General features: G+C 32.3%; 17 protein-coding genes. 7 read left to right on the top strand and 10 right to left on the bottom strand.

Going from position 1 to position 12,261, the window contains the following annotated elements:
- The first annotated feature begins 118 nt into the window (after positions 1-118).
- Positions 119-628, top strand: coding sequence for a 4Fe-4S dicluster domain-containing protein (locus AB0A59_RS12125; protein WP_458744132.1), 510 nt, complete (start codon positions 119-121; stop codon positions 626-628).
- Positions 629-821: 193 nt separating this feature from the next.
- Here the strand turns inward: AB0A59_RS12125 and AB0A59_RS12120 are convergent, their stop codons facing one another.
- The 3 genes from AB0A59_RS12120 to AB0A59_RS12110 all read right to left on the bottom strand — a co-directional run bounded on the left by AB0A59_RS12120 (position 822) and on the right by AB0A59_RS12110 (position 2,056).
- Positions 822-1,133, bottom strand: a complete 312-nt coding sequence (locus AB0A59_RS12120) for a DUF892 family protein (RefSeq protein WP_458744130.1) — start codon at positions 1,131-1,133, stop codon at positions 822-824.
- Positions 1,130-1,384 carry a DUF892 family protein gene (locus AB0A59_RS12115; protein ID WP_458744128.1) on the bottom strand — a complete coding sequence of 85 codons (255 nt, stop codon included), beginning with the start codon at positions 1,382-1,384 and terminating at the stop codon, positions 1,130-1,132. Before AB0A59_RS12115 ends, AB0A59_RS12120 begins: the two co-directional genes overlap by 4 nt.
- Before the next feature lie 312 nt (positions 1,385-1,696).
- Positions 1,697-2,056, bottom strand: coding sequence for a hypothetical protein (locus tag AB0A59_RS12110; RefSeq protein WP_458744126.1), 360 nt, complete (start codon positions 2,054-2,056; stop codon positions 1,697-1,699).
- Positions 2,057-2,447: 391 nt separating this feature from the next.
- Here AB0A59_RS12110 and AB0A59_RS12105 point away from each other — a divergent pair, with 391 nt between their 5' ends.
- Positions 2,448-2,684 carry a hypothetical protein gene (locus AB0A59_RS12105; RefSeq protein WP_458744125.1) on the top strand — a complete coding sequence of 79 codons (237 nt, stop codon included), beginning with the start codon at positions 2,448-2,450 and terminating at the stop codon, positions 2,682-2,684.
- Between the two features lie 620 nt (positions 2,685-3,304).
- Here the strand turns inward: AB0A59_RS12105 and AB0A59_RS12100 are convergent.
- From AB0A59_RS12100 to AB0A59_RS12090, 3 genes are all read right to left on the bottom strand, one after another.
- On the bottom strand, positions 3,305-3,676 hold the full coding sequence (locus tag AB0A59_RS12100) for a sensor histidine kinase (protein WP_458744123.1): 372 nt from the start codon (positions 3,674-3,676) through the stop codon (positions 3,305-3,307).
- A 416-nt stretch (positions 3,677-4,092) separates the two neighbouring features.
- The gene (locus tag AB0A59_RS12095) at positions 4,093-4,770 is read right to left on the bottom strand and encodes a CHRD domain-containing protein (RefSeq protein ID WP_458744121.1); all 678 of its coding nucleotides are present in this window, start codon (positions 4,768-4,770) and stop codon (positions 4,093-4,095) included.
- Positions 4,771-5,224: 454 nt separating this feature from the next.
- Positions 5,225-5,539 (bottom strand): hypothetical protein, encoded by a 315-nt coding sequence (locus AB0A59_RS12090; protein WP_458744120.1) that lies wholly within the window; start codon positions 5,537-5,539, stop codon positions 5,225-5,227.
- Positions 5,540-6,371: 832 nt separating this feature from the next.
- On the opposite strand from AB0A59_RS12090, the gene AB0A59_RS12085 reads away from it, so the two are divergent.
- Together AB0A59_RS12085 and AB0A59_RS12080 are read left to right on the top strand one after the other, a co-directional pair.
- Positions 6,372-6,653 carry a class I SAM-dependent methyltransferase gene (locus tag AB0A59_RS12085; RefSeq protein WP_458744119.1) on the top strand — a complete coding sequence of 94 codons (282 nt, stop codon included), beginning with the start codon at positions 6,372-6,374 and terminating at the stop codon, positions 6,651-6,653.
- Complete coding sequence (locus AB0A59_RS12080; protein ID WP_458747608.1) at positions 6,583-7,188, top strand: class I SAM-dependent methyltransferase; 606 nt, start codon at positions 6,583-6,585, stop codon at positions 7,186-7,188. Before AB0A59_RS12085 ends, AB0A59_RS12080 begins: the two co-directional genes overlap by 71 nt.
- A gap of 93 nt (positions 7,189-7,281) precedes the next feature.
- On the opposite strand, the gene AB0A59_RS12075 is transcribed toward AB0A59_RS12080, so the two are convergent.
- Positions 7,282-7,521, bottom strand: a complete 240-nt coding sequence (locus tag AB0A59_RS12075) for a multiubiquitin domain-containing protein (RefSeq protein WP_458744117.1) — start codon at positions 7,519-7,521, stop codon at positions 7,282-7,284.
- 674 nt (positions 7,522-8,195) lie between these two features.
- On the opposite strand from AB0A59_RS12075, the gene AB0A59_RS12070 reads away from it, so the two are divergent.
- Positions 8,196-8,462, top strand: coding sequence for a hypothetical protein (locus AB0A59_RS12070; RefSeq protein WP_458744115.1), 267 nt, complete (start codon positions 8,196-8,198; stop codon positions 8,460-8,462).
- Between the two features lie 434 nt (positions 8,463-8,896).
- Here AB0A59_RS12070 and AB0A59_RS12065 read toward each other — a convergent pair whose 3' ends face one another.
- Both AB0A59_RS12065 and AB0A59_RS12060 read right to left on the bottom strand, forming a co-directional pair.
- Positions 8,897-9,253: a hypothetical protein gene (locus AB0A59_RS12065; protein ID WP_458744113.1), complete on the bottom strand. Its 357-nt coding sequence runs from the start codon at positions 9,251-9,253 to the stop codon at positions 8,897-8,899.
- Positions 9,254-9,872: 619 nt separating this feature from the next.
- Positions 9,873-10,004, bottom strand: coding sequence for a hypothetical protein (locus AB0A59_RS12060; protein WP_458744111.1), 132 nt, complete (start codon positions 10,002-10,004; stop codon positions 9,873-9,875).
- A gap of 91 nt (positions 10,005-10,095) precedes the next feature.
- On the opposite strand from AB0A59_RS12060, the gene AB0A59_RS12055 reads away from it, so the two are divergent.
- Positions 10,096-10,455 carry a response regulator gene (locus AB0A59_RS12055; RefSeq protein ID WP_458744109.1) on the top strand — a complete coding sequence of 120 codons (360 nt, stop codon included), beginning with the start codon at positions 10,096-10,098 and terminating at the stop codon, positions 10,453-10,455.
- A 424-nt stretch (positions 10,456-10,879) separates the two neighbouring features.
- The gene (locus AB0A59_RS12050) at positions 10,880-11,089 is read left to right on the top strand and encodes a hypothetical protein (protein ID WP_458744107.1); all 210 of its coding nucleotides are present in this window, start codon (positions 10,880-10,882) and stop codon (positions 11,087-11,089) included.
- Between the two features lie 216 nt (positions 11,090-11,305).
- Here the strand turns inward: AB0A59_RS12050 and AB0A59_RS12045 are convergent, their stop codons facing one another.
- On the bottom strand, positions 11,306-11,863 hold the full coding sequence (locus tag AB0A59_RS12045) for an HdeD family acid-resistance protein (protein WP_458744105.1): 558 nt from the start codon (positions 11,861-11,863) through the stop codon (positions 11,306-11,308).
- Between the last annotated feature and the right edge of the window lie 398 nt (positions 11,864-12,261).

Below are 12,261 nucleotides of genomic sequence, written 5' to 3'. Positions count from 1 at the left end.
GCTAGTTAGCATGTTAGTGTATTATAGTATGAGCAATTAAATTCAACACGTAAAGATCAAGAGATTTCATTGTTAAATGCTCTCGTCTTAAATAGTATTATGAAAAGGATATAATGTTATGACTATAGACCCAGAGTTTCCCAAGAATCATAATGTAGTTGGAAAGCATTCAACGTCCGATGGTGCTTATTCTCATTTTGTATGGGGGCCAGGAAGAAAGGACGCAGAATCGTCAACAAATAAGGAAGTTCAAGAAGCATACAAAGCAAGAGGAGAAGAATATGTTCCTTTAGGTATTCATGGAACCTATGTGGCTGTAGACTGGGACTCTTGTATTTCAGACGGCGCATGCGTAGAAGCGTGTCCAGTTCAAGTATATCAATGGTATAGGTCAGAGCAAGACGTTCCAGCAATTGAAATGGTAAACGCTGTTAGTGAAGGAACAGGAGATGACCAAAATAGAGAAGGTCGAAAAGATTATACTGATAAACCTGATCCAATCAGGGAGAGCTCATGTATTTGGTGTATGGCATGTGTAACAGTTTGTCCAACTTCTTCGATCAAGGTGGATGAAGCTAATTTACAGGTACATGAGGAAGAAGCTCAGAAGTTTGTTGAGAATCAATAGTCAATATTTTATGTAGACAATTACTTATACACCATAACAATACCTAGAAGATATTAAAGATAAATAAACAGGATATCAATTAATAAAGAAATATTATATTGGAGATGAATAATAGATATCAAACTAGTTCGCCATTAATTATAAGCCTTCTAAATAAATTAAAACTAATGTGCGAGATCATTACTTGTGTACCCTATTTGTTAATTGCAGATATAATAGTTGGTAACAATTTATCCATTACCATTGGTAAATTGTCCATACACCATTTTTGCATACTAATTTCTTCGTCTAAATTATGCTTTAATAATGGAACGAATAGAGCAGTATCAAGACCCGGAATTCTCTGAGCCATTTCAATTAGAGTTTTATAAGTAACAATTTCAGAACTTTCAATACCTATATCTTGATTTATTCTGAGTAGCTCCAATTCTTCTGGTAGGGGGTTTTCCTTCTTATCATCTGTAATAGTTTTGACTGTGTCTTTAATTGTTTTCTTTAACATCATACCCATGGTGGCTTTAGCTCTGGAAGATGGGCTTTAGCATCAGTTGGTTCTCCCTCAAGTTTAAATATTATTTGGCTTAGTCTGTTCTGTTGGTTTATTGTCTCTTGCAAATGTTGCTTTAGTCTTTGTTGTAGTTCGGGAAAAGGAGTTTCTTCAATTCTTGTATTTATTCTGTCCACAGCTGCGTTTTCAGCTGCATATGCTTCGTTTACAAATTCCACAAATTTTGAATTAATGTCATTTTGGGTCATGTAGGTACAATTGAAAAACTTCTGATTTAACTGCCGGTATTTTCTCCATGCTCATATTGATTACCCATAATGACTTAAGAATAGTAGTGATAGAATATTAAAGTAATTTTCAACTAATCAGCATCGTCAAATAATCTATATGTCTTGAAAAAATAATATTTAGAATTCATGGGTTCAAATATCGGGATTCATATTTGAACTCGAGGAAAGATAAATTTATTCAAAAAGAAAAGGACATCCGAGTCATTAATGCAGGTTATGAATTAAAATTGTCAAGTATTAGGATCAAAACTGATTCAGATTAATTTTCAACTATTTCTTTTCATGCCAGTCAACTAACAATTCGTTTAGAGGTGGTGGAGGTCCTGTTTCAAAGTCTATCCCAAATGCTTCTTTTGCGAATTTACGAAACCTTATGGCCCAAGGGTGGCCAGATGTACTAAATTCTTTTAAGGTCTTGGCAGGGTCTTCTGTTTCTAAACTAACAATTTCAAGATCAGGAGCACCACTACCCGCTGGACTACGTTGAATCCAAACCTGTTCGCGAGTTATACCTGCAGTTTTATAAAATTCATCATGTTCTTTATTATTACTACCATTTTCTTCTTCAAACTTCTTCGAAAGTTCTATTTTACCTGGTAATAAGGGTACAACCAGACAATAGTTTACCATTTTGTAGGTTATAACGAATATTTATTTAAATTTATCTCATAAATCACATAAAGTAAAAATAGGAATTTGATAATACATAGATTTATGCTATCATGTAGTATTATATTATGGTAATGTTATGTATCAAATAACAATATTATTTAGTTTTTTGAAAAACTTGATAATTAGAGTTTTTTTTCAATATATATGCAGATGTGACCTGTTTAGAATTAAAAAATTCTAAACAAGTAGCACATCGAGCTTAGTAAGTCCAAATCAAATACATACTCTTCGATAAAGGAAGAGATGAGAAAAATAGGCAAGGAAAATTGGTAGAATTAGTTTCTCTGGTCATGAAACTAGCTATCGTTGTCAGTATACATATAAATGAAGTTTTGCCACATTTTAATTATTGACCGCCTCTACAGAAAATAGTATAGAAGATAAAAATAAAATCCAGTGGATCATAGAAGTTAATGATCTTTATAAACAACATAAAGGAGATACCAATTATGAGAATCAGTATTCAATAGTCCGTAAAGTATATGATGGTGAAAACCTCAAAGAATCTCATAGTATTACCGTCAATAGAAAAAACCTTTTTCAAATAAAGGATAAGATAGATATAGTTTTAAATGAATGTATGTAGATAACCAATTCATTATTTTTCTTACTTTTTTCAATTATTTGATTGATAAATGTCTACAAGCTCCTTACATTAGTAAATTTGACCTTTGTATGTCATCTTCTGGATGCGTATTATACGATCTCATTATCGGTGGTTAAATACACCAATTACATTAAATAAAAATTATTTTATAGTTATATAAAAGTCAAGATCATATCTAGCACTTTACTGTTTTTTTATGGTATGTTTTTGTATCATCTAATGATTTTGACATTCTTTGAATAGTATCTTTCATAATATTTGATTAATAATACTTGCAACTAATCACATCGACTGATGTGAGGATGTTTTAAGAAAATCAATTGAAAGATGGAATACTCAAGGTCTTAACGGGTATCGATTATTGTAGGGTCCGAGAATTGATGTATAAACTTCTAGCAGTTCAACTAGAAACGATGCTTTTAAGAACTTTTATCAAGCATTTTGTCTGCCTTTTCTGAATCACAAATATCTCTTGAAGATATTGTTAGGGGAAACTGAAAGATTGTTAGCCGATTTTCTGTTTCTAGAAATTATAAAAGAGTAATGATGGGAATTCCTCAGAATACTACAGATGTAATATATAGCAATAAATCCGCATATCATATTACTGGCAATTTAAATGAGAATGTTGCGCCTTTACCATCTTGATTGTTTTTGCCCCAAATTGTACCATTATGCCTTTGAATAATTTCTTTGGAAATATATAGTCCTAATCCTGATCCATGGGATGACTTGGAGCTGAACTTGGTAAATAACCTTGAGTTCATTTCGGGATGTATACCTTCTCCGTTATCTTTTATATGGACAATAACCATATTTCTATACTCATCCTCTACTTTCTGTTCGACAAGTATGGATATCAAACCTTCGTTTAAAATGAAATTTGTAGCATTGTCTATTATGCTGAAAATAACCTGAGAAATTTGCTGCTTGTCGCCATTTACCATGTTCTTCCTGTCTAAACCATACAATTGAAAACCTATCTTTTTCTCAACCTGACTCTCGAATTTCTTTAAAACTACTTCGATAGGAAGTAGTTGTGATTAGTATTGATGGGCCATGGTAGTCAAAAGTTATATCTATTTTTGCCTGGGTGCTTTGAATAAATGCATTAATTTTCTAAATGATTTGCTCTTGCCCTTGTATGATCTCTGTTGTGCTATTCTTAGTGTTACTATAGGTTATGACTAATCGAAAGTATGTTGAATATCTTTCTATTTATACTTATTGTCGATTATAAATTTTGAATGTTTTCAAACATAATTAGAAAACGATTCTGTTCACATGTGTGTTTTTACGGATCAGCAATCTGTTATAGGAGACGGATTTTCCGTAGAATTATGTTTTACTACTATGTATGAATCTTGTTAAAAAAGTTCATCAGCATTCATTCTAATATTTGCACCTCATCAATTATTTGACCCCGAATTTCTCCTGTAGGCTGGAACTTAGTCTCCACAGTTATGAAAACCAATCCAGATTCAAATAATCCTGTCAAGTTGTTAGATTTATTATTATACATCAAGGTTTCGATCGTAGGTTGATTACTGTCGAAAGTATTACTGGGAATATCATTGTTCACTTGCAATGGAATACCGTTTTTGATCAAATCTAATGGTGTTATATTAATATCATCTTCTAATATTCCATTTAAATAAAAGTTGTCAGGTTCAGATGCTTCTGATGATAGACAACAGATGTCGGGAATTATTGGATTACTGTAAATCTCTTTTAGTGGAATAGTGTTATTAAAGTCGATATAAATACGAGTAATATCTTTTATATCATTTAAAACTAATTCATATTCCAGAGTGTCATTTTTTAATAAACTTTCTTTAAATAATGCAATTCCCATTGCATCTGTATTTACAAATGGTATTTCTTGACTACCTGTCAGTTTTGAAATAAATATTTGTTGGATTTGACCATCAATATAGTTTATTGTCCTTTCATTTGCATTTATAGTTGCATTTAATGTATTTGTAGATAAATTGGGAAAAAATAGCATTGCCACCGTAAATCCAAGGGTCCATAGCCAAACACATGATGGTATTTTTATTAACATAATAGTTAGATAATCTCTGCGTCTTGAAATAAGCTTTTTCTATTACTGGTAAGATATATTCAAAAAAATTGAACGACTATATAGCAAATCATTCTCTTATAAGATATTCCGACGCAGTAAATTAATTGGTGATGCTGGTTCATAAGACTAAACTTGGGTTGGGATTTAGAATACTACTCCAGTTCTGCAAATCTTTCCTATGTGTTTTCTATATCCGGGTGGTGAGAAATATGGATTTATTCAATAACGAAGGCTGCTGATTCTTTCATAATCATATTATTTTTTTCCAAATAACCTCCTAACCGGTTACTAGTTTCGCATTTGGATGGCATATATTCATTTTATAAATCTTAATGGTCGTAAATTCGGATTGATAATTAAAAATATTAAAAAATATCTAGAGGATGATTGATTTAGTTGTAACGAAATTGCTGTATTTCGAACTTTATAATCATTATCCAGTGGAATTAACCAATATTCTGTCTAACTCATCATCAGCAGATTGACATTCGTCTAAGGCTTCATTAGTGTTATCGTTCTGTAGTTGCTGAATACATTCTTCTAGATGAGTGTCTACAGTTTCTAATGTTGGTTGTTCATTATTTGTCTGATTTGTGTTAGATTCGTCGGTGTTAGATTCGTCGGTGTTAGATTCGTCGGTGCTGGCAAGTGCTGGACTAATGAAACCCATATTGAATACGGCTGATGTGCCGATCATTAGTATAGAAAATGCTACAATTAAGATGCTTAAATCACTAATTTTGTTCATCAGGGATTATCCAAGCCCTAGGTAAATAAGTATTTTCATTCATAGCAACTTTGGGTTAGTCTTTGATATGCCTATAATATCTATGAAAGGGGATATTCCATTAAATATTGTTAATTAATTGTGTATACTATCTCTACAACCTTGGTACCTAAAAACTACAATTACATTGATAAAATGAATATTGTTGATAAAAATCCGAGAATCAATCTTGATCTTTTGAATAATACTCATAGTTTGAACCATAAACCTTGTGTTGGATAAAACAACTGGTGTCAATAACATTAAAACAATCATAAACACTAAGAAAGAGTTTAAACATGTGAATAAAGATGAATATATTGGATCTCTCAATAAATTTCTGTCTAGTGTACTGGTGTATACCGGAAAATACTGACTCGTATTCAAGGATTAATCTGTCATAATTAAGAATTTGCTTTTTTTTAAGCCTCTAGATTACTAAGAATGAAATTGAGACAAGGTTGTTGACATCATCCTAAAGAATCAAGCACGGATTGCTAATATAACTTGAGTTATTGGAAATGCAAGGCAAAACATAGATCAATGGAATCTTTTGAATAGTCCATCTCTTACAAAGGCGTATGATATTGCAGATATTGAAAATTAGTCCTACTTAGAGATAAACGGGTCGCATTACGCTTTTCATACTGTTATGTATTCAATTTATTTCTTCCAAGGCTTTTCATAATCATGATACAATTGTAGACAGCAATAGGAAATTAATTCATTAATTTGTAGTATAGATTTTCCTAATGTATATCATCATGAAAACAAAATTAAAGTTTATCAAACAAAAATGAGATATAGTTTCAGATTGAATAATTCGAATCAAAGCATCAGGGAAAGATGGTCCTTAGGTGATTATAGAAGTATTGGCCGAGTAATTACTCCTGTCTCTGATAAACTAGTAAGACTTGTGAATGTGAAACCAATGGATTCTGTATTGGATGTAGCCTGTGGATTTGGTAACACTGCAATAACAGCACGCAGATTAGGCGCAAAGGTGACAGGCATAGACATTACACCTGAACTCAGCACAAGCAAAAGAGGAGGAGTATATTGCAGAAGTCAGTGGGATAGACTGGAGAGAAGGTAACGCTGAAAACCTTCCCTTTGAGGATGAATCATTTGATATTGTCTTGTCAACTTTTGGTCACATGTTTGCATTAAATCAAAAGACTACGGCAAACGAGATGCAAAGGGTGCTAAAAAAAGATGGGGTCATAGGATTTGCGACTTGGCCTCCGGAACTTGCTTTGGGAAGAATGTATGCAATGATCTCAAAGTATGCATCCCATGTACAAGACAACCAAACGATGCCTCTGCCTATGCGTCTGTCTCCTATGCAGTGGGGAATTCCAAGCAAAATTCGAGAACTATTGGACGACGTAAAGGAAATATTTTTTGAAAGAGATACCATTGAATATCCAATCCTTAGTCCAAACCATTATTGGCAAGAGATGACCAAAAAATCGGGTTCAATGATTCAACTTATTCGGACACTTGAGAATGAGAACAAAGTGGAAAAAATAGAAGCGATCAGACAAGATTATCTTAAAACCTTGGAACCGTACATTCATGGCAATATGATCCGATTAGGCTATCTCCTAACAATAGCAACAAAAATATGATTACAACCAAATAATTATATTATTTTTTCATTGTAAAAGTTGATTAGAAAAGTACTGAAACTAAAGTATACTATTCTATTATATTACCAATAACTAGCCCTGTTTTAGAATTGCATCAAAGCGCATTCCTGTTTCAATCTTAATTTTCTTATTTTCGCCTAACAATTTACTCTTGTTCCTCTTTCTATCTAAAATCATGTAGACATTGTAGGCAAGAGATGAAAACCCAGCTAATTCCAATAATTCAGATGCGGTGATGGTATTCTTATCCAGAACAATTGCCTTATCATTCACATACACTTTATTCTCTCTCTCGACTTTCGTTAATTCCATTATATTATATTGTATTACGATCATAATTTATAAAAGTAGCATAAGGCGGCCTCAAATTAGTGATAGTGAAACCTAAATTGGTTCTACTGTTTTACCTTTCTTGAGAGAATGATTTGATAGGATGAACTAATCAATATGTTCATTATATTCGCTTTGTAATTCTTAATATTCAGAAAACCATAGACCAATTTGATTACAATTTTTCTGAGTGATATCAATAGAGTATTTTATACTCTAGTAATCATTACAAATTCTTCTACATTCAAAATGATGGAAATAGTCGAGATCAGCACTTCTCTCACGTCTTTTACATTTGCATACTTTGCTTCCTTTTTAAGATACCACGCAAATAAAATTCTATTTTTAGCAAATTACTACAACATCATCAATAGAAATCAAAGACACTTTAGCTTATTGAGACAACTAAAATATAGGTTAGGCCAGATTAAGGGTCCAAGCCAGCAACTGGCCCTCTTAACTTTAAAATCTTTCGCTACCTTGTCAACAAGGTTTGGTAAAATGAATATTTGATATCGAGAGTTAAGCTATCATCCTAATATTTTCATGAAATTATATGTCAGAATATTTTACTGCTTAAGCATTATGTAGAAATATAGTAGTAACAAGTATCCAAACTATGATATAATAAATTCGACCTATACATTATGATTATAATGAGTAACATAACAAAAACTAGTAAGATCGGAATATTTGCAATCATGTTTATTGCAGCAGCCTTAATCGGTTCAGTAGTTACATTTGGCGACAACATGGCATTTGCAACAGGTAAACATAACGAAGCAGAGCAAGGAATTGAACAAGAACAAGATAGTGAACAGAATGCACAATGTGTATCTGGTGAAATCACATTCGCATCATGTAATAATATAGGAATACAATTGCAAGAACAATTAGGCGACTTGGCATTAGGTCAACAATAAATCTTTTTTTTGTTTTTACTATTTATTAGAAAATTTTGAGTTTTTTAATCTTGTACTTATAAAGGATTAACTGTTTCAACAAAACCATAGTCTTGTTTTTAAACCATCGATCAACAGCGTCTTTACAATCTTAATTATGGATATCCTATTCTTTTTTGATTGATCTTCTAATTGAGAATGACCTTGTCGTCGAAGCTCATAACGATTAGATGACCAGTCAATGATGTTTTAGATTCTTATTATGAATAAAAATGATCATGATATCGTTTTGTGATTAATCTAAGTCGGACTGAGAATTGAAAGGAATTGTCGACCAATGCAGAACAAGTAAAAAAAACTGAGACTGTGCCGTTTCTTCAGGAACTATCAGGGTGTATCCATATATAGCAATAATGACCGAGTTTGTAATAACTTTTGGTTTTATTTTAGAGTATTCATCCATAATTATCTTCATTTGTTTCTATTAAAGGCAACTCAGGATCTACAATGTATTTCACTAACTTTTCTTTATCTACTTTAATATATGAAGTATCACTTTTCTTATCATGAACGGAAATGATTATTTTCCTAACTTTCATCCACTCCATGTTCTTGGCAAATGAATTTAATATTTCCTTTCTATGATAACTTACATCTTCGTTCTCATCGGAGAGTTCAAGTCTGGCATCTATTTTATCATACAACTCTTGTATGGAGTCAAAAGTGTGATTTTTCTCACGTGTGTTTCCTAAAATTAGATGAATATGAGTCATTATGCTTTTTATTATTTCTAATTCTTTGTCCCCAGACATAGATTAATTTAGTAATCTTCAAATAATTATTTATATTATTAGGAAGTTATTTCTCCATCCATCTATGGAATTCTATCTAGAATGAAAATATCCTTAGGTTAGTTCAATTGATATATTTGATCAATTTTATAATGCTTGTTGGAGCTTGAAATGAAAACGAATATTTTTGTCTATGTAGAATAAAAATGAAATCTAAATTTAAAGTATTTGTAATGATAGTCGTCTGGAAGATACTATCGCAAATAAGAATATGCTTTTAGTTGATACAAGGCCGATAGGTTTGTGTAAACTTTGTTTGTGTTTTATATGATACAGCTATTCCTTACCCTGAGGTCCGCCCCTTTAGTTTGCTGATGTTATTCAAGAGGGGGTGTCAAAATCCTTATTCATTTCTCTTTGTCAATTTTGAAATTGATACTACCTAGTATATACCGGCGGATGACTAAGAATCATTAATCATGTCAAAAATTTTGGAGGATGTGCATCTACTGCGACCATAATATCTCCTCGCCTTAGCTAATTGTTATTAGAAAAATTACGACTATCTAGCTTAAAGTGATATATTTAAACCATGTTAATTATTTGTTTATCTCTTAGGTGAATGAAGTGGTTAAGAACTTTATAGAATGTACTTTCCAACAGAATCACAACTTTGAACAGCCTGAGGGAAAACTGTAGAAAAAGAGTACATTGTAATTGGTGGTGTTAAGGAAAACACATGCAGTTCAGCAGTAACTGTTGCAGATTCCAACTTTCCTCGTTATTATAAGACAATACCAAACAAAATTGCAAATAGTAAGACCGATAAATCATCATCCAACGAACTAAAACAAGTGCGAATCTTGATTGCAGAGCCTGAGCCTGATATACTATCCTTATTTAAGGCGTTTTTAGAAACCTTGGGAATAAAACCTGCTACAGTTGTTGATGGTGCGGAAGCCCTTAATATTTTTCTAGAGAAGGAAAATAATGGAAAACCATATGATGTCGTCGTTTTGGATACCCATTTGCCAGGTTTAGGTTGTCTTGATCTAGCAAAAATGATACGTGGTATAAGCCCTACTCAACGAATAATCCTGATTACCACAACTCCGATGGAATATTTACCAAAAAATATCCTAGAGGCTGTCAATCTTGATAAGGGGGATATTCTAACCATGCCATTTAGGCTAGCTTCTTTCATTTCCAAATTAAAATATTAACATTAGTCACTAGATTTCGTATATATCTTGTATCCTAATTTGTGGTGGATATTATCTACACAAGAATGTTCCAATAGAATCAAAATTCACATACTATAAATCAGATAGAATAAATATATGAATTACCTCATCCACGCATTTTGGAAAATATATCTATATAATTGATTTAAGAGACTTTCTAAGAGAACTATCTTAGTCTGCTAATCCATCTTAACTATTATTTAAAATAAACTGTTTACTTTTAGCTCCAATTATTAAGGCAGAAATATTTTGATATCAATTTTGAACTAATAACAATGTACATGAATATACACAGATAAACGTAAAATTTCATTTTAATAAGATATTTATACCTTTTATAGGAAAACAGATACCTTATGGGTTGCCATCAATTTTAAATATTGGCAATGTTGTTATTTATATAATGAATCGTCCAAAATTTTTGGGGGTTGGCCTGTTGGCAGTTGTGACATTGTTTTCAATAGTGGCAGTAACTCCGGGAGTAATCGATGTTTCTTCTACAATTCAAATAGTAAATGCAGTAGAAAGTACTGCAACTGAGAGGGAATGTTTGTCTTCTTCTTCTGCTCTCTTTTTTGATAGTCAACACCCAGTATCCACTTCCTCCGTATAATAATTAGATCAGAAATAGTTTAGAGATCTAATTCTTTTTTTTTATTTTTATATACTGATAAATCATTATTTATGTCGCTCAATTTGACTGCCTCTACATTATTCTATCTATGCTGCCGGACGGACGGACATCATTTTGACATAGGCTCCAAGCTTTTTCATATGTATGGTTATGTTTGTCTAAATTTTGTATGTAGAAGGAATTAGTTTCTTTCGACTATATACCTACGTCGTTTTGTCTTACCCCGCGATGTCCTGATATTCCTTCCGATATGATTTGGAAGCTAGTAATAAGCAATGCTATTCCTATTAATATGCCTGCAACTACAAGACCAATTTCAGGGAAAACGATCACAGCTATTGCGAATATTATAGAAAGTATTCCTACGCCGATACTAAAGAATTTTGACCAGCTCTTACCGTGCTTATCTCTAATTCCATGGATGATTCTAGATATACCATCAACAAGTAATGCGATACCTAGCAATAGGACCACAAATACGCTTGCCTCGACAGGGTATGCCAAAGCGATCAATGAAATAATTATTACTATAATGCCTAAACCTATGTTAGCAAACCGGGACCTCCCTGATCTGATTAAACCACTTATCACCTTCTCAATTCCAGCAAATAACAACAGGAAGGCCAGGAAAATGATGACCGATATCGTACCAAAAATAGGATTGATCAGTACCAAGATTGATAGGATTAATATTATAATACCTAGACCTATTTGGACCGCCCGTAACCAAGTGGGTGACTTCTCATTACTCATACAAAATGGCCTCTCCTTACTATGTTATATAAATGGAAATATCTTTGTCTTATTGCAACTGATCTGAATTGCTTTACAAAAATCATTCTGCTTTTCTTATGAAGGTACAAGGAGATAATAAATATATCTAATGTTCAACAAAAGCTAAATTATATATGAATCTTAGATGTTCTGCTCTACCTACTATTTGATCGAAAGTAAACTGGTGGGGTCTGGTCCCATTAGTATAAACCTGTGTCATTGATACTTACGGGAACAATTTTATAATTTCTGAGAAATACATTCAAGGTAGACTATGCCTGAAATAGTTATGCTTTTTATAAAATAATGACTAATCATATATATGAGCATTAGTAGACCTGAAGATTTTGTAACTTGCAAAGCATGTAACCATCCGA

The organism is Candidatus Nitrosocosmicus sp. T (assembly GCF_054408485.1).
Note: the sequence above shows the minus strand (reverse complement) of the source record. Positions and strands in the feature narration are given on the sequence as shown.